Source organism: Patescibacteria group bacterium (assembly GCA_034520665.1).
Classification (GTDB): domain Bacteria; phylum Patescibacteriota; class Patescibacteriia; order JAXHNJ01; family JAXHNJ01; genus JAXHNJ01.
Genome location: JAXHNJ010000001.1, coordinates 134,505 through 152,232 on the forward strand (window position 1 = coordinate 134,505; position 17,728 = coordinate 152,232).

Here is a 17,728-nt window from a genome sequence, read left to right on the forward strand (position 1 = left end):
ATATAAATGGAAAGCTGTGAAAAAATAAGGCCCTGGTTTTGTTTCCAGAGCCAAGGGAGGGAAGACCTATGCGCTTTAGTGTATTATTATATAAGTTATAAAAGAGGCTAATATAATAAAACCCATCATAACTAAAAGGAACTTATCAGCAAAATCTAAAGGCCGGTGATTCATTCTTTCCATAATATATTCATATTCCCAAGATTCAGGAATAATCCCCAAATAGTTATTGTTTCTATCTCTGGCCATTTCTCTTATCAGCCTCTCTTTAAAGGAACCTCTGTTTAGCAGTTTTGACAATAACATTTATAACCTCCTTTTAAAAGTGCGGAAAAAATTAACAATTTAATTTACCATAAAATATAATATATGTCAAACCAAGATCTTGAAAAATAAGGCAATTTTTGCTAAAATTCATTTATTAAAACCAAATATATGAAATATAAAAATAAACCCAAAATAGATAAAATAAAAGATAAAGTAAAACCGAAAAAAGAAATTTCCCGGAAACAAAAGATTAAAATCTTGGCTATGAGCATAGTTACTTTTGGTGGGGGGCTTTTATCTTGGTATGCTCTTTTCCGAGTTTTAAAAAATGGTATTCGTCTGGAAAGTGGCCAAGTTATTTCTTCTTTAGTTACTTTACTTTTTCCGGTTTTATCATTTTGTTTATGGGTGGCTTTGGTTGGTTTAGTAGCTGTTTTTGTCAACAAAAAATGGTTGCGAAATTTAACCTATTTTCTTTCAGTGGCTTTAGTTTTTATATTTTTTGGAATATCTATTTATACCTTTTTAGTTTTTATTTTTATTAGTCTTGGTTTTCTTTTCTTTGCCAGGGGAGTGCGAAAAGAAAGAGATGATCGTATAAAATTTCATATATTAAACTGTATCAAGGTTCATTTATTGTTTACTTTTTTAATTTGTGTTCTAGGTGTTTCCATACTTTTTTATGCTCAGCTGGTCGGTCAGGAGAGAAGCGATGATGAAAAAATCAGCTCTATTTTGGCCGGCAATTTGGCTAATATTGTTAATTTGGTTTTAGAAAGTCAGTTTGAAACTTATAATCCGGATATGACTTTAGACGAATTTATTTTGACTGGAGCCGAAAGTTTTGTAGAAAATATTGGGTCGCAGATCGGAGATGAGGTTAAAGTTGAGGAAAGTTTTCAACAGCAAGAATTACAGGAAGAGATTCAAAGAGCTATTGATTCGGGGCAGATTAAAAGAGAAAAAATTCCGCCCGAGATTTTAAAGAAAATAGATGAAGGTCGTCTTGAAACCAAAGACATTGTTGAAGCTGAATTAACCGGTTTATTTACTGAAGAGTTAAGTCAGGCCCGGGACGATTTTCTGAAACAAATGGGTATTGAAGCTTCCGGGGACGAAAAAATTGGTTCAGTTATAAAAAAAATAGTATCGGTCAAACTTGATGAAGGTATGGCTTCTTATGAAAATATTATTCCTCCAGTATTGGCAGTGACTTTATTTATTAGTCTGGCTATTTTCAATTATTTTTACAGTCTATTGGCGGCTATTTTTGCTCTAGTTATTTATATGATACTATTTTTAACCGGTTTTGTGGCTATCAGAAAAGAGAACCGAGAAGTAGAAGTAGCTGAGTTGTCTTGAAAATTTAAATATTATGTCTAAGGATTACTATAATATACTCGGCGTTGGTAAAGACGCTGATGAAAATGAAATAAAAAAAGCTTATCGTAAGCTAGCCCATAAATACCATCCTGATAAAAAAGGCGGTGATGAAGCTAAATTTAAGGAAATTAATCAAGCCTATCAGGTTTTAAGCAATAAAGAAAAAAGGGCCCAGTATGATCAATATGGCTCTACTTTTGAAGACGCCGCTTCCGGCGGTGCTAGAGGCGGGTTTAATTGGCAGGACTTTGCTCGTCAAGCTGGCGGTTTTTCCTCTTCGGACTTTTATCGGCAGAGCCAGGGGACCGGAAGAGGACAGTATCAAGATTTCGATTTTGGTGATTTAGGTGATATTTTCGGGGATATTTTTGGCTTTGGCGGCCGTTCTTCGCAAAGGCAAAGTCGTCGAGGTCGGGCCCGCGATATAGAAGCATCTATGAATGTAGATTTTATGGAAGCTGTTTTTGGCGCCGAAAAATTTATTACCCTGGACAAAAATGTCCGTTGTGAGAAGTGTCAGGGCAGTGGAGCCGAACCTGGTAGTAAAATAGAAACCTGTAAAACTTGTGGTGGCTCTGGCCAGGTGCAAAGAATACAAAATACTTTTTTAGGTCAAATGAGAACAGCTGGTGTTTGTCCCGATTGTCAGGGGCAGGGCCAAAAGCCTGGCAAAAAATGTTCTCAGTGTGGCGGCCAAGGAATAGTTAAAGAGAGAAAAGAAATAAAAGTGAAAATACCAGCTGGTATTGATACCGGTCAGGCTATTCGTTTAGCTGGTCAGGGCGAAGCCGCGCCAAGAGGCAGACAAAATAGTGATTTATATATTAGGATAAAAGTTAACCCGGATTCTCGCTTTGAACGCCGTGATTTTGATATTTACAGTAACTTAGAAATTTCTTTTTCTGAAGCGGCCTTAGGCACTAAAAAGCCTGTAGAAACTGTCGATGGAGAGGTTTCTTTAAAAATTCCTTCAGGGGTGCAGACTGGAAAAATGTTAAGATTAAAAAATAAGGGAGTGCCACGCCTTAAAGCCGGTGGCCGGGGCGATCATTATGTAAAAATAATAGTTAAGACACCCGGGCGGTTAAATCGTAAACAAAAGAAAATATTTAAGGAATTAGCTGAAGAAGAGTAAGTAGTCTGTTATTTTTGATTTTTTCGTAAATTTATGCTATAATATAGATATAAAAATAAAAAACAAAAAGTATGGCAATATTTTTTGGCAGTGTGGTGGCTAATGCCACTAATTCAGCTACTACCTATGTATCTAATATAAACTGGGCTGAACCGACCTGGGACTTATTTATAGTCTTGTTTTTTATTATTGCCGGTTTTCTTTACGGCATGTCCTTAGGTAAGGATAGGATTATTATTATAATAATTTCTATTTATATGTCTCTGGCTGTGGTTAATACGCCGCCAGTGATGGATGTGATGAAAGAGATGTTTGCCGTTAAAATGTCTACTTTCTTAGTTATTTTTATTTTATTATTTTTCTTTCTTTCCCGTTCAGCCTTACTTAAGGCTTTGAGCAATACGGATAGCCGCGGTAGCTGGTGGCAGGTTATTCTTTTTAGTATTTTACATGTTGGTCTTTTGGTTAGTATTACCCTTTCCTTTTTACCACCTGAGTCTTTAGAACAGCTATCACCCTTAACCAAAACTTTATTTGCCGGCGACTACGCTCGTTTTGGCTGGATAGTGGCCCCGATTGTTATGATGATATTGATTAAAGGGGATTCAAAAAAGAAAATTAAATACGATTTATAAATATATACTGATTTAAAACAGCTATTTTTTTAAAAGGGAGTTTTTTTTAACCTCTTTTGTATTCTCCTAGAATAGGCGGTTAAGTGGTTAGGCTTAGAACTTGTTTTTTTTAGACTTGACAAGGTTTATCTCTTATGATAATATTCTTAGTTGTTCCAAAAGAGAACAGTCTTGAATATGACTAAATTCGATATTGAATAGCACCTTATATTAGATATTATTTATAATATCAATACACCAAGAGGGGAGAAAATGAACATTAAGAGATTGTATTATGCCTTATATGATTTAAAAAATCAGATTATAGTTTACGGATATATTTCATCGCCTAAAAATAGTATTGAAATAACTGATAAAATAAAAACTCTGATTGCTAATAACCCCAATTTTAAAATCAGTAAAGAATCATCCAAAGTTTTCATCAAACTTAAAAGAATAAATAATCCTGAGAAGTTTATCCGTAATAGACTAAATTTACCTGACGACTTAGTACAAGCGCAGGTTAAAAAAATTCATCTCAATAATATAACAAGCTCCTATTATTAAAAGGAGCTTTTTTTTATTTTTTTAATTATTGTTTTGATTTCTTCAATATGGCTGGTTTGAACCAGTTCTTTTCTGTATTTAGAAGCGCCTGGAAAACCGCTGATATACCAGGCTAGGTGCTTTCTTAGCTCAATCAAACCATGGTCTTTTTTTGTTTTATAGACCAGCCGGGCGTGCTGAAGTATTACTTTTTTTATTTGCGGCCAGGTGAATTCTTTGTATTCATTCTTTTTAAGATAATCTTTTATTTGCTGAAAAAGCCAGGGTTTTCCTCGTACACTACGAGCTAATCCTAAGCCATGACAGCCGGTTTTATCTAGCATTTCTTTGGCTTTTTCAGGGCTGTCAATACCGCCATTGCCTAAAACAGGAATATTGACCAGTCTTTTAATTTTTTTAATCATCTCAAAGTTAACCGGACCAGAAAAAGGTTTTTCATAAGAACGTGCGTGAATCATAATGGCGGATAAGGGCAGTTTTTTTACCTTTTTGATTAGATCTACACCAGTTATTTTTTTTGCTTTATAATTAATAGATGATCTTATTTTTATTGATACTGGTAAGCTCGTGCCTTTAAGTGTATTTTCAATAATTTGATAACATTTATCTAAATCTCTCATTAAAGATACCCCGCCGCCGTGGCGGGTTACTTTCTTAGCCGGACAGCCAAAGTTTATATCGATGCCGCTGGCTCCTGATTTTTCCCCTAAGGAAGCGGCTTTGGTAAATTTTTCCGGGCGTTTACCAAAAAGCTGAATGACAAGGGACTTTTCTTTTTTATTCGAATTTAGTAAGTCTAAAGTTTTTTTACTCTCATAAAAAAGCCCGTCAGCTGAAGTCATTTCCGAATACAAAACATCAGCGCCGTATTTTTGACAAAGCTGCCTAAAGGCTGAGTCAGTAATACCGGCCATAGGAGCCAGAGCCAAAATAGGCTTATTTATTTTTTGCCAGAAGTTTTTCATTATAGATTTATATTACTTTAAATTTTAAGTATTTACAAATAGAAAAAGACCCCCTCCCTCAGTAGTGGAAGGGGGCTGATTAATTGAGCAGTAAAATTTTGTTACTCAATGTTTGGAAGCAAAAGAACGATTTAAACTAATCCCACCATAGCCACTAAGAAAAGGCTGAGACAAGAAACCATAGTACTGGCTAAACAGATACCGCCGGCAATTTCACCGAGGACGTGTCTGTCTTTTTGGCACTCCATGCCTTCAGGAGTTTCTTGTTCAGGAGTGTTTTCTTCGCCTTGGGGATCTTCTTTGATTTTTGACATAATTTTTTCCTTTTTGTTTTTGTTTTTTTTTCGAGCTGAGCTCGATTTTCGACCTTTTATTATCCTAAATATTAGGAATTATCAATTAATTCTGAATTCTCGTCATCGGACCAGTCTTTAAGAGTGGCTTCTACATAATTTTTAGTAACAACTGGTTTTTTGGTATTAAATTTTTCCGGGTGCTTAATAAATTCTATTCTTACCTTGGCGGCGGTTTCGTCCATAAGGTCAATAGCTTTGTCAGGAAAACATCTGTCTTTTAGACGTTTATTAGAAAGCATAACACAAGCCGCTAAAGCCTCGTCAGAAATTTTAACACTGTGGTGTTTTTGGTAGCGGTGGCGCAATCCTTTTAATATTTCCAGGGTTTGATCGCCGCCGGGCTCTTCAATATAGACTGGCTGGAAACGCCTTTCTAAGGTTCGGTCATGAGCAATAGATTTTTGGTAATCCTGACGGGTAGTAGCGCCAATAGCTTGCAGCTGTCCACGAGCCAGAGCTGGCTTTAAAATATCAGCGGCGTCAATAGCGCCAGTAGCTTCACCAGCCTCAGCTAAAGAATGTAATTCATCAATAAATATTATAATATTTCTTTTGGAAGCGATTATTTCGTCAACAATCATTTTTAATCTTTTTTCAAATTCACCGCGATATTTAGTACCGGCTACTAAGCCAGACAAATCCAGAGCTAAAACTTTTTTATTGAGTAGGGGACGGGGGATTTGACCTTTAACAATTTCATTAGCCAATTCTTCAACAATAGCAGTTTTACCGACTCCTGATTTGCCAATTAAAACCGGATTGTTTTTAGTTCGTCTGGTTAAAACTTGAATAACTCTTTCAATTTCATGGGTTCTTCCAATGACTGGATCAAGTTTTCCAGCTTTAGCTAGAGCGGTTAAATCTTTAGAATAAAGATCCAGAGTATTGGTTTTAGCTATAGTTTTTTGGCTCCTGTAATAAATAAAAATTACTAAGCCGACAGCCAGAAATCCGATTATATAATAATGGTTCATTTGAAATTTTAAAAATTAATTATTATTTAGTAATTTGATTAACAGTTGTTTGATTTGTGTTTTCCGTTAAATTCGTATCAGTATAAATTCTAGGCAAAACAAAAGTGTAAAAAGCGGAGAAAAAAGTTAATCCAAGAGTAATAACACCAACACTCACAAAATAGATAACAGAAACTTTTTCGGCCAGTGATTGTTTAGTAATGATTTGAGTTTTTTCTTTTTTCATAAATTTTTTATAAATATTTACGTTTTTTAAAATATTGCCACATGCCCATAGCCACTACAATTAAAAGCATCAAGATGAGCCAAAAAGCCCAGGGCAGATTAAGAAAAGGAGTACCCGGAGCACCAATACCAAATAAAGTAGCCACCAGTGTCATAACAAAGATAACTACCGACATAGTGGTAAAGGTTTTCATAATATCATTCAGCCGGTTAGAAATCAGTGATTCATTAGTGTCTTGCAGAGTTTCAATAGCTTCCTTAAATCCGCCTAAATGATCCCAGATCTCCTTACTTAATTCTATTAGGTCATTATAATAAATTTTAATTTTTGAACTGGTTGAAAAATTACGGTCTTTAATAACGGCTGCTAATTTTTTGAGAGTATTTTTATGGGCCTGCATAATTTTTCTAAAATCTGTAATGTTGCGGCGGGTGATTAATAATTCTGAGAGATTTTTTCTTTCATAACCGGCAAATATTTGTTTTTCAATAGTGCGAATATCAATACTAATATGATCAAGCATGGGGTAACAATAACTAAGTAGTTTATCTAACATTTCATAAAGCAGATAACTTGAGCCGTGAGACAAAAGTCTTTGAGAATCTTCATCATCAGTCTGGCATTTTTCATAAAGCTCATTAACCGGCGGTAGTTTGGTATCATGGATAGTAATAATTAGGTTATGACCGATAAAAAAGTTTATTTCAGACGGCTCAATTTCGCGAGTCTCACGGTTATAAACTGGGAAAATTAAGACTAAAAATATATAATCTTCGTATTTTTCAATTTTTGGTCTTTGTCCAGAAACTAAACAATCCTCTAAATCTAGAGGATGGAAGTTAAAATTATTACGCAAAAAATCAATCTCACCTTTAGTGGCTTCAGAGATATTGACCCAACGTAAATTATTCTTTTTTAGTTCCGCTAAACTCATTTTTTATTTTTATTTTATGGCTAAGTTGCCTCTTTTTTTGTTTTTTTGTTTTTAAAATCCCAAATGCTTTTTTTGGGACATTATACCTATATTGTAGCATACTTTAGTACTTTTGTAAAGGGCACTTGGTAATGTGCACAGACATATGGCGGTTTTCTATAAAACGAATTAAGCCAGTAATTGTAATAATAATTGGCTTTCTTTCACGCCTAATGATATTTATCTCCGCCTAATTAAATTTTTATTAAGAGCGTAGCCGCCAGTCGCGACTGACAGCTACTAGGGTAAAAAACAAAGAAAATAAAAAAAGCCCGGGACAAATAAATGCCACCGGGCTAAATCTTTTCGGAAGGATGTTAATTATTAATAACATCCAGTTCAAACGAGCCATAGCCAGGCTCGTTAGCGGCTTTGGGCAGTCTTATAACACTACCCATTATATGACCGTGCATACTATAAATACGGCCATCGGCGGCCTGGATTTTAATCCGATGTCCTTTGTTAGTGGACATCGAGATTAAGTAATACCCGGGTTTTAACAAGAGTCTTTTAATACCACCTGGCTCAAGTTGCAAATGAATATTTTTAGCTCTACTTTCTTGCAACTTATAATTGTGAGTAGTAGTATTCATATTTTTAGATTTTGATACCCGGGGGGTAAACTCATTCGAGCTTAAAGGCTCTATGCTTACCCTCCCAATATGTATACTGGGATTGAAAAAAGTAAGATAAGCCTTTTTGTGTCGAGTTATACTGTACCTCTTAACATAAGAGGTACAGCCAAATAAACTGGTAATAAAAACTAAAGCGAAGAAAATCAGAATTAATCGTTTCATATCAGGACCTCCTTTTAGTAGGTTTCAACCACTCCCGGCGGAGTAACATCTAGACTGTGACTAAAAAAAATCGAACCAGAATTTATTTTTATTGGTTCTGAAGTTTTAGCAGTATAGACGTTGATTATTTTTATATAAATAATCAAATTAGCCGGCACTTTCACTTTGATTTTTTCGCCTGGCGGGACATCAATGTTGATGTCAAACCTTTTTTTTCGCAGCTGATGTCCGTTAGCGGCATAAGGCTCAAAACGCCCATACCAGTCATAATAGACATGAACTCTAGACATAACCGAAGAATCTCGGTTATTGAGTTCAACTTCAGTAATAGGCCAATTCTCTACCCTTCTAATTTTTTCATATCCGGAGTTATCTACTCCGAATTCCGGATGCAGAATATTATCCCGGAAAAACCCAACTGAGCAACCTATGTTTAGGCTGATAAATCCGAAAAGAATGAAAAGAACAAAAATCCGTTTCATCTCAAGACCTCCTTTTTAAGGGTTCAAATAGATTCTAATAGATTTAAACAAACTTAACTTAATAGACTAACAAAATAATCTACTTTTGTCAAGGAGGGCTGATTTATGGTATAATAATATTACAATAATTCTAAATATATGGCTATTGATGAAAAAAATTTAATAAAACAAAGGGAAAGAAAACCAGAAGATTTTGCTACAAAAGACCAAGAAAAAAGAGAAGTAAAAGAATCAGAACAAGGAAGAGAAAGTGCAGAAAGTCAAAGTGTTTCAGAGGATGAAAAATATAAGCCGGTTAGAAAAACTAGAAGAAGTATCACTGATGAAAAAACAGTTTCTAAGGCTTTAGAAAAAGGCCAGGAAAAAACCGAACAACGGCGGCAAATAGAAAATATTTTGCAGGAAGATTTGATGGATGTTTATCAAAAAATGGACACTCAGCAAAAGGAAATATTTAAAAAAGAAGGAGAAAAAGCAGCCTCAAAAATAGAAGTTTTAATTAATGATGTTAAGGATAAAACCCGAGAAATATTGGAAGTGGTTAAGGGCTGGTTAAAACTGATTCCCGGGGTTAATAAATTTTTTCTAGAAAAAGAAGCGAAAATAAAGAGTGATAAAATTTTGAGAATAAAAAAAGAAAAAAAAGGAGAATAAAAATGTATATTTTTTTACAAGCCTTACTAGATCCTGACAGCGGTGCTTTGCCGACAGTTAATACTATCAAAGACCAAGAAAATGGATTTCTGGCTCATCCAGTAATTGGGGCTATTTTTTATATTATTTTATTTTTATTTATTCTGGCGGTGGCAGCTTTTATTATTCGTTATTTTATGCGACGCAAATACTATCGCTCTGATTCTTTAAGGCGTGATATAATGCTGGTCACCTTGCCTAAGGAAAGAACCCAGGAAGAAAAAGAAGGCCAGCCCGAATCAAATATTCAGGAAATGATTGATCAAGTAGAAGTTTGGTACGCCAATATGGGCGGCATGAGAGCCCAGAGGGGGTTAAAGGCTTTTTTCCGTGGCCGGCAGGATTTTTTCTCTTTAGAAATAGTGGCTCATGAAGGCTTAATTTCTTTTTATGTGGTCACACCCCATTATTTACAAAATTACATGGAAGAGCAAATTCACGCCCAGTTTCCCAAAGCCAATATTGAAATAGTGGAAGACCATAATATATTTAAGCCGGATAGTCAGGTGACGGCTACTAATTTAGTTTTTAGGAAAAAATTTATATTTCCGATTAAAACCTATAGACATATTGATACAGATCCCTTGAGTGCTTTAACTAACACTCTCTCCAAGTTAGATAATGATGAAGGAGCGGTTATTCAATTTATTTGTCGGAGTGCTAAGGGTCAGTGGCACAACCAGGGAGCCAAAGTAGCCCGGAAAATGCACGAAGGTAAAAAATTAAAAGAAGCTACTGGAGGAAGCAGTCGTTTTTTTAATGTTATCAGGGAAATTTATCGGATTTTTGTGCCCAAGAAAGAAGAACAACCTCAAACCCCGGGCCTGGTACAGTTATCAGCCCGTGATGAAGAAATAGCCAAAAGTATTGAAGAAAAAACCTCGCGAGCTGGTTTTGATGTCAACGTAAGATTAATAGTTTCCTCTAAAACTAAACAAAGAGCCAATCATATTTTAAAAGGTATTATTGATTCATTTAACCAATATACTCTTTACGAATACGGGAACGGATTTACTAAAAAGGGTTCTTTTAAAATGAATAAATTAATCGAGCACTATATCTATCGTACTTTTGATGAAAAAAGAAAGGTAATTTTAAATACCGAAGAAATGGCCAGTTTATTCCATTTTCCTTTAAGTATTACTGAAACTCCCAATATTCGCTGGCTGGAAGCTAGAAAAGCCCCAGCTCCGATAAATATTCCAAAAGAAGGTATAATTTTAGGTAAGAATGTTTACCGTAATGTAGAAAAGGAAATCCGCATGAAAGTAGAAGACAGGAGAAGACACGCTTATCTTATTGGTATGACCGGTACTGGTAAGTCAGCTTTAATGGAAGAAATGGCTAAGCAGGATATTGCCAAAGGCCGGGGGGTTTGCTTGGTCGATCCTCACGGAGATTTAGTGGAAAATGTTTTGCGTTGTGTGCCTAAAGAAAGAGCGGATGATGTTATAATATTTGATCCATCTGATACAGAGAGACCGATGGGTCTAAATATGCTGGAAGCTAAAGATCCGGCCGAAGCTGATTTTGCGGTTCAGGAAATGATTGCTATTTTTCATAAACTTTTTCCGCCGGAAATGATTGGCCCTATGTTTGAGCACAATATGAGAAACGTGATGCTTACTTTAATCGCTGATAAAGAATACCCGGGTACTATTACTGATATTCCCCGGATGTTTTCTGATAAAGACTTTCAGGAGTATAAAGTTAAAAAAGTAGATGATCCTATAGTTAGATCTTTTTGGGAAAAAGAAATGGCTAAAACCTCGGACTTTCATAAGTCAGAAATGCTGGGTTACTTAATTTCCAAAGTTGGCCGTTTTGTGGAAAATAAAATGATGAGAAACATTATTGGCCAATCCAGGTCCGGCTTTAATTTTGATAAAATAATGGATGAAAGTAAGATTTTATTAGTTAGTTTATCAAAGGGCAAAGTAGGGGAGGTCAATTCTAATTTACTGGGCTTAATTATTGTTTCTAAGCTGCAAATGGCGGCCATGGCCCGGGCTAAAATGCCAGAAGAAGAAAGAAAGGATTTTTATCTTTATATTGATGAGTTTCAAAATTTTATCACCGATTCTATTGCTACCATATTGTCTGAAGCTAGAAAATACCGGCTTAATTTAACTATGGCTCATCAGTATCTCGGGCAGTTGGTGGAAAAAGGCGATACTAAAATTAGAGACGCTGTTTTAGGTAATGTCGGCAGCATGATTTCTTTTAGAATTGGGGTTGATGATGCGGAAATAATTGCTAAACAATTTTCTCCCACATTTAGTGAATATGACGTGACTAATATTCCTCGGTTTAATGCTTATGTTAAACTTCTAATTGATAACAGTGCTTCCAAACCTTTTAATATGGCTACTTATCCGCCACAGCCAGGTAGCCGGGAAATAGCTGAAAAGATAAAAGAGCTCTCACGCCAAAAATTTGCCCGCCCCGTCAGTGAAGTTGATAGTGAAATTCTAAAAAGAACCAAACTAGGCTCAGAAAAACCAGAAGAGAAATCAATTAAAACTGATTCTGATAGAAAATAAATTCTGAATAAAAAAATTGTTCACTTTTATTTTGTTTAAGGCCAGACTCCCAGTAGCCGGTTAATTTTTTATTTGACTAAAATTTAGCTTCCTGATAATATTAGTGAGCTAAAATAAAAATATAAAAAAATAAAAAAATTAAAAAAATCCCACTTCGTAAAATCCTTGATCCGCACCTACGGCGGGATCGGGACAAAAATTAAAATTTGATATTTTATAAATAAATATAAAAACGTATAAAATAAAAGAAATAAAAATTAACTAAAAATAAAAAAATGCCTAAACAAAACAAAATTCAGCTGATAAAAAAATTAATTGATACAGCTCAAGACAGTATTGCCCAGGCCAAATCACTTTTAGCTGAGATGACTGGACAAGCCGGGTCCTCAAAAATGCAGGAACGAGCCAAGGAAGTGGGCAGCGTTGATATAAATGAAAATGAAAAAATAGTGGAAGGAGTTTTTGACGGACAGAGTATGATCGGACCGGACGGGAAAGAGTATTCCATTCCTGCTAACTACGCTTCAAAATCTAAATTAGTGGAGGGTGATGTTTTAAAGTTAACCATCATGCCGGATGGTTCTTTTGTTTACAAACAAATTAGTCCGGTTGAACGTGACCGCAAAGTGGGCACCTTGATTAAGGATGAAACCACCGGAGATTTTAAAGTATTATCTGATGATAAAACCTATAATGTGCTTTTTGCTAGCGTTACCTATTATAAAGGCGGTGTCGGGGATGAAGCGGTTATTTTAGCGCCTCGCGAGGGAGACAGCACTTGGGCGGCCGTGGAAAATGTGATTAAAAAATAGTTATTTTAACTTCAATTTTATATTTTTTATGACTGAGGCCTTGATTTATCAGGTCAAAGTATTGTATTATAAATAAACAACCTATTTATAATTTTTTTTATGTCTTTGACTCTTTATCGTAAGTACCGGCCCAAGAATTTTGAAGAATTGGTCGGTCAAAACCACATCAAAGAAACCCTTTTAAATGAAATTAAAAGTAAAAACTGGGCTCATGCCTATCTTTTTAACGGTCCCAAAGGAGTGGGCAAGACGACCACGGCTCGTCTTTTAGCTAAGGCTGTTAACTGTCAGCAAAGAAAAGAGGGTGAGCCTTGTAATCAGTGTCAGGCTTGCCAGGAAATAATAAAAGGGCAGGCTTTGGACGTGATTGAAATAGACGCCGCTTCACATACCCAGGTGGATAATATTCGGGAAAATATTATTCCCAACGCCCGCACTGTACCTTCAAGGCTGGATTATAAAGTCTTTATAATTGATGAAGTGCACATGCTCTCATTATCTGCTTTTAACGCTCTGCTCAAGATACTGGAAGAACCCCCGGCCCATGTTATATTTATTCTGGCTACTACTGAGATTCATAAGCTACCGGAAACGATTATATCTAGATGCCAGAGATTTGATTTTCAAAATGTTAATCCAAGAGAGGTAAAAAAAAGACTGGAAAAAATTGCCAAAAAAGAAAAGATTAAAATTGATGACGAGGTTTTATTAACTATTGCTTCTTTGGCTGAAGGTTCAATTCGAGACGCTGAAGTTATACTGGGCCAGGTTTTTTCTCTAGGTGAGAAAAAAATAACCAAAGAAGTAGCTGAATTAGTTTTACCCCGTTCGAATTTTAAATTAATTTACCAGCTTTTTAAAGCCCTGATAAAAAAGGATAAGACTAAAAGCATTGAAATCATTAATCAATTGATAAAAGAAGGGGTTGATATTAAAAATTTCACCAAACAGTTTCTGGATTTTTTGCGCAAAGTTCTTTTAATAAAAGTAGATAAAAGACTGGAGAAATTCTCTTATTTTGAAGTTGAAGATAAATCAGAAGAGGATTTTTATAATTTTATTAAAAGAACGGACTTAAAGGTTTTAAATTTAATGATAAATAAACTCTTAAAATACAAAAAAGAAATTAGCTATGTTTCTATACCTCAATTACCGCTGGAATTATTTGCTATAGACATATGTCACTTTGATGAGGAAAGTAAGCCAATTGATTTTAAAAATAATAATGATAATAATAGTCATTCTAGTCAAAAAAATACTTCATCTTTACCGAAAAAGAAAAGTGAGAGCTCCAAAGATAAAAATAAATCCAATATAAATACAGAAAGTCAAAAATTAAAATCAAATAAAAATACTCCAGTTTTAAAAAAAGCCTATCAAAAATGGCCTAATATTATTAGTCATTTAAATAAAAAAAATCATTCCTTAGCCTTAGTTTTAAAAAATTGCCAGCCCATAGAACATAAAGAGGATAAATTAATAATTGGCTGTAATTTTAAGTTTCATCAGGAAAGATTGAGTGATAATAAAAATATAGTTAAGATAGAAAAGGTAATTGGTAAATTTTTTAAAAAACCCTTGAGAATAAAATTTGTAATCAGTCAGGTTAATATTAACCGAAAGTCCAGTAAACTTGGGCAAAAAGATAAAAAAAATGAAGACTTTGAGGATGTTCTAAAATCATTTGACGGGCAGGTTTTAAAAGCTTAAAAGAATAAAAACAAGTCGAGATCGTCTTCGCCCTTTAATTTTCTTTTGACTTATTTCCTTGGTTCAAGATCAATTTCGGGCTTCGGCCGATAAAATCTTAATACTAAAATATTATTACATAGTGGGGTCGTCTAATGGTCCCGCACCCAATTCTCGTTTTACTCGAATGGGGACGGGATAAATAGGAGGCCTGATTCTGGTTCAGGTAATCCTGGTCCGCCCGCCAAAAATTTCTCGATCCGGGGTCGTCTAATGGCAGGACGCCTGATTCTGGTTCAGGTAATCTTGGTTCGAATCCAAGCCCCGGAGAAATTTTTAGGCGGGTGAAAATCCTGGTCTCCCAGTTTTTTATTTAGGTTCGGCGCTGAAAGGTCTATCTTAGCCAAAAAAGCAGAACCAATCTTCTAAAGTTGATCTATTAAATTTGATTTGATAACCCTTCATAAACTAAAATGTGGATTTTTTGTATTTGACATCAAATTTATGATAATTTAAACTAATAGTATACATTAATGCTTACTATTAGTTTATATATATAAAAAACTTGATTTTGAAAATTTATAAGGCACACCAGCCAGGACATTTTATAGCAGCTCTTCAGAAAAAACTAGCAAAAGAAGATATAAATATTACTTTCTTGGGAATAAATAGAAGGGGGACAAAGAGCTCTCTGAGGAGATTAGATAATCTTTTGAAGAAAATATAAATATAGAGCCGTTGTTTTAAACGACGGCTTTTTTATCATATAATTTTGATATGAATAATAAATGCAAACCAAAATTAATAAGTGCCTGTCTTTTGGGTATTAAATGCCGGTGGGATGCAAAATTTAAACCTTGCCAAAAAGCAATTGAATTATTTAAACAAGGCCAGGTTATTCCCGTATGCCCGGAACAATTAGGAGGTTTGCCTACTCCTAGAATTCCCCAGGAGATTCAAAAAGACGGCAGAGTATTAAATAAAGAAGGGAGAGAAGTAACGGAGGAATTTAAAAAGGGAGCTAGCGAAACCTTAAGAATAGCCAAATTATTAGGAGTGAAAGAATTCATTGGTAAGTCAAAAAGTCCTTCTTGTGGTTTTGGCAAGACTTATGATGGTACTTTTTCGGGTACTTTAGTAAAAGGTAACGGAGTTACAGCAGATCTTTTATCTAAAAATGGTATAAAAGTAATAACGGAAAAAAATTTATAAGGAAATCATTACTCCTGGTGTCTGGGGTCCTCTTGTACTTCTTTTCAGTTTAGTTATTTACGAACCTCTGAAAAATTACTTCGAAAATCTTGCCAACAAATACTTCTTTGCCAGTATTTACAACTACCAGGCTACTCTGGAAAAACTGGCCCAGGAACTGACTCATTCTATTGACTTAGACCAAATCATTGACTCCATTGTCAAAACTATTAGAGAAACCATGAAACTGGACCGGACTGGTGTTTTATTATTTGACCAAGAAACCTATAATTACCAGGTTAAGAGTAATATTGGCTTTTCCGTAGCCAATGGTATTTCTCTAGTTAGAAATAACTTCCTCACTAATTATTTATTAAAAAAAAGAAAACCAGTTATTTACCAAGAACTGGAGTCTTTAAAAAGTAACGGCCATGGTGATCGCTCAGAGATTGGCAAGCTTAAGGCTAATATGAAAAAAATTGAAGCGGCTTTGTGTTTGCCTTTGGTTAAATAATAAATAGTTTAAAGAGTTTTATTTTAGAAAAAAATTATCCTTTTTACTTTTGTAAAAAGAGGCATTTTATGGTATAATTTTAATAACTAAATTATACTCATTTTTTTCTTATACAATATAATGGCTCAAGGGTTAAAAAATAAAAAAATATTAATACTTGGAGGCACAGGTTTGGTTGGTAAAAATACGGTTACCGTTCTTTTAGATCAAAAAGTTAAAAATATTGGAGTGGTTGGCTTAAAAAATGATAAGAATTGGAAATTTATTGAAAAAATTGAAAGAGATAAAAAGGTAAAGATAAAGAAATATAAAAATAATCTATTGTGGCCGTCATGGTTTAGTCAATCTTCTTTTAAAAAAAATACTAAGCAAAGTAATGTCCAATTAAAAAATTTTCTTGCTTCCGATATAAAAAAGGATGAGGTTAAAAAAGAACCTCTCTATAAAATTATCCTTGATTTTTGTCCTGACTATATTATTGACAGTATAAATACTCCTACCCAATGTTCTTATGCCAAGTTTTCATCAAGTATTATAGAGGGTATAGGAATGGGTTCTCTTCTTCTGCTTCGATACTATAAGATTTTATATCATCTACTAAGCTATGATTTTTGGAAAAAGGAAAGAAAAAAAATTAATATTTCACAATACATAAAAATTGGTACGACCGGCATCGGTGGTATGGGTTTAGATATTCCCTTTACACACGGCGAAGAAAAGCCGTCACTTTCTCTCTTAAAAAAAGTGGCCCTGGCCGGTTCACAGACAAATATTTTATTTGCCATGCGTAATAGTCACAGAATTGCCAATATACAAGAGATTATTCCGACAACCTCTGTTTTTCAACTTACCGACTTTAATACCAGTCATAAGGAAATTGACGGCGGTGAAAGTCAGGGATACGCACTTGAAGAATTTCGTTTATTAACAAATCAGAGTCAAATGGGTGTTATTGACGCCCATGAGCTGGCGGAAATTATCATAAAAGCGCTGCAAAAAGGAAAAAGTCCTTATAACACTCTTGAGGCTCTGGCCCAGTCAGGAGTTGCCTGTTCAGATAAATCATTAAAAATGCGTTCTCGCATCCTTGATTCTTGGTGGCAAAAACAAAATAAAAGCGCCAAAGTAAGCGTGGCGCACGGAAATCTCGGTCCAAAACGAACTCGCAAACTTTTATTTGAACTTTTTATTTTACTTGATTATTACCGTGTGAACAGAAAAGATTTTTGGCGTCTTTCACCACGGAAAATTCAAAAGCAAATTAAAGACAAAATTTCAAAAAACTCTTCATTAAAAGAAGAAATAAGGTTAGCCGATATGCGAGTATTGACTTCACCTCCCAAAAAACCCTCTGATAAATATATTGATCTCTCTACTAAAAACATAACAAAATGGCGGAAAGCACTGCAGTCATTGGGGTTGGAGAAGAAAGATATTCCTGCCCAGGCCGGAGATATACTCTCACAATTAATTAAAAAATATCATGAGCTTAAGCATATACCATAAAAGTAATTTTATACTATGGGATTAATTTATTAGCTTATTTT

General features: G+C 34.7%; 19 protein-coding genes and 1 tRNA gene. 12 read left to right on the plus strand and 8 right to left on the minus strand.

The genetic code is table 11. The features are described 5' to 3' along the window. Nucleotides 1-75: 75 nt before the first annotated feature. A complete protein-coding gene (locus tag U5L76_00715) occupies nucleotides 76-249 on the minus strand; it encodes a hypothetical protein (protein ID MDZ7798120.1) in 174 nt (57 codons plus the stop codon). A gap of 186 nt (nucleotides 250-435) precedes the next feature. Here U5L76_00715 and U5L76_00720 point away from each other — a divergent pair, with 186 nt between their 5' ends. From U5L76_00720 to U5L76_00735, 4 genes are all read left to right on the plus strand, one after another. Further along, nucleotides 436-1,629, plus strand: a complete 1,194-nt coding sequence (locus U5L76_00720) for a hypothetical protein (protein MDZ7798121.1) — start codon at nucleotides 436-438, stop codon at nucleotides 1,627-1,629. Between the two features lie 13 nt (nucleotides 1,630-1,642). After that, the gene (gene dnaJ / locus U5L76_00725) at nucleotides 1,643-2,785 is read left to right on the plus strand and encodes a molecular chaperone DnaJ (GenBank protein ID MDZ7798122.1); all 1,143 of its coding nucleotides are present in this window, start codon (nucleotides 1,643-1,645) and stop codon (nucleotides 2,783-2,785) included. 71 nt (nucleotides 2,786-2,856) lie between these two features. After that, entirely contained in the window at nucleotides 2,857-3,420 is a 564-nt protein-coding gene (locus U5L76_00730) for a hypothetical protein (protein MDZ7798123.1), read from the plus strand. Nucleotides 3,421-3,672: 252 nt separating this feature from the next. Continuing rightward, a complete protein-coding gene (locus tag U5L76_00735) occupies nucleotides 3,673-3,966 on the plus strand; it encodes a hypothetical protein (protein MDZ7798124.1) in 294 nt (97 codons plus the stop codon). On the opposite strand, the gene dusB is transcribed toward U5L76_00735, so the two are convergent. From dusB to U5L76_00770, 7 genes are all read right to left on the minus strand, one after another. Beyond that, nucleotides 3,963-4,931 (minus strand): tRNA dihydrouridine synthase DusB, encoded by a 969-nt coding sequence (gene dusB, locus U5L76_00740; GenBank protein MDZ7798125.1) that lies wholly within the window; start codon nucleotides 4,929-4,931, stop codon nucleotides 3,963-3,965. The two genes, U5L76_00735 and dusB, sit on opposite strands and share 4 nt — an antisense overlap. A 131-nt stretch (nucleotides 4,932-5,062) precedes the next feature. Next, complete coding sequence (locus tag U5L76_00745) at nucleotides 5,063-5,245, minus strand: hypothetical protein (GenBank protein ID MDZ7798126.1); 183 nt, start codon at nucleotides 5,243-5,245, stop codon at nucleotides 5,063-5,065. Nucleotides 5,246-5,316: 71 nt separating this feature from the next. Beyond that, entirely contained in the window at nucleotides 5,317-6,261 is a 945-nt protein-coding gene (locus U5L76_00750; protein MDZ7798127.1) for an AAA family ATPase, read from the minus strand. A 22-nt stretch (nucleotides 6,262-6,283) separates the two neighbouring features. Continuing rightward, nucleotides 6,284-6,487, minus strand: coding sequence for a hypothetical protein (locus U5L76_00755; GenBank protein MDZ7798128.1), 204 nt, complete (start codon nucleotides 6,485-6,487; stop codon nucleotides 6,284-6,286). A 7-nt stretch (nucleotides 6,488-6,494) separates the two neighbouring features. After that, nucleotides 6,495-7,421: a magnesium transporter CorA family protein gene (locus U5L76_00760; protein ID MDZ7798129.1), complete on the minus strand. Its 927-nt coding sequence runs from the start codon at nucleotides 7,419-7,421 to the stop codon at nucleotides 6,495-6,497. A 356-nt stretch (nucleotides 7,422-7,777) separates the two neighbouring features. After that, nucleotides 7,778-8,257, minus strand: a complete 480-nt coding sequence (locus U5L76_00765; GenBank protein MDZ7798130.1) for a hypothetical protein — start codon at nucleotides 8,255-8,257, stop codon at nucleotides 7,778-7,780. Nucleotides 8,258-8,271: 14 nt separating this feature from the next. After that, the gene (locus U5L76_00770) at nucleotides 8,272-8,739 is read right to left on the minus strand and encodes a hypothetical protein (protein MDZ7798131.1); all 468 of its coding nucleotides are present in this window, start codon (nucleotides 8,737-8,739) and stop codon (nucleotides 8,272-8,274) included. A gap of 138 nt (nucleotides 8,740-8,877) precedes the next feature. Here U5L76_00770 and U5L76_00775 point away from each other — a divergent pair, with 138 nt between their 5' ends. The 8 genes from U5L76_00775 to U5L76_00810 all read left to right on the plus strand — a co-directional run bounded on the left by U5L76_00775 (nucleotide 8,878) and on the right by U5L76_00810 (nucleotide 17,687). Then, nucleotides 8,878-9,393: a hypothetical protein gene (locus U5L76_00775; protein ID MDZ7798132.1), complete on the plus strand. Its 516-nt coding sequence runs from the start codon at nucleotides 8,878-8,880 to the stop codon at nucleotides 9,391-9,393. Nucleotides 9,394-9,395: 2 nt separating this feature from the next. Further along, nucleotides 9,396-11,975, plus strand: a complete 2,580-nt coding sequence (locus U5L76_00780; GenBank protein MDZ7798133.1) for a type IV secretion system DNA-binding domain-containing protein — start codon at nucleotides 9,396-9,398, stop codon at nucleotides 11,973-11,975. Between the two features lie 275 nt (nucleotides 11,976-12,250). Continuing rightward, a complete protein-coding gene (locus U5L76_00785; protein MDZ7798134.1) occupies nucleotides 12,251-12,787 on the plus strand; it encodes a hypothetical protein in 537 nt (178 codons plus the stop codon). 99 nt (nucleotides 12,788-12,886) lie between these two features. After that, nucleotides 12,887-14,497 carry a DNA polymerase III subunit gamma/tau gene (gene dnaX, locus U5L76_00790; protein MDZ7798135.1) on the plus strand — a complete coding sequence of 537 codons (1,611 nt, stop codon included), beginning with the start codon at nucleotides 12,887-12,889 and terminating at the stop codon, nucleotides 14,495-14,497. Between the two features lie 238 nt (nucleotides 14,498-14,735). Then, nucleotides 14,736-14,806, plus strand: a tRNA-Gln gene (locus tag U5L76_00795). A gap of 447 nt (nucleotides 14,807-15,253) precedes the next feature. After that, nucleotides 15,254-15,688: a DUF523 domain-containing protein gene (locus tag U5L76_00800; GenBank protein MDZ7798136.1), complete on the plus strand. Its 435-nt coding sequence runs from the start codon at nucleotides 15,254-15,256 to the stop codon at nucleotides 15,686-15,688. 220 nt (nucleotides 15,689-15,908) lie between these two features. Beyond that, nucleotides 15,909-16,181, plus strand: a complete 273-nt coding sequence (locus tag U5L76_00805; protein MDZ7798137.1) for a hypothetical protein — start codon at nucleotides 15,909-15,911, stop codon at nucleotides 16,179-16,181. Between the two features lie 120 nt (nucleotides 16,182-16,301). Next, nucleotides 16,302-17,687: a hypothetical protein gene (locus U5L76_00810; protein ID MDZ7798138.1), complete on the plus strand. Its 1,386-nt coding sequence runs from the start codon at nucleotides 16,302-16,304 to the stop codon at nucleotides 17,685-17,687. Nucleotides 17,688-17,728 lie beyond the last annotated feature (41 nt).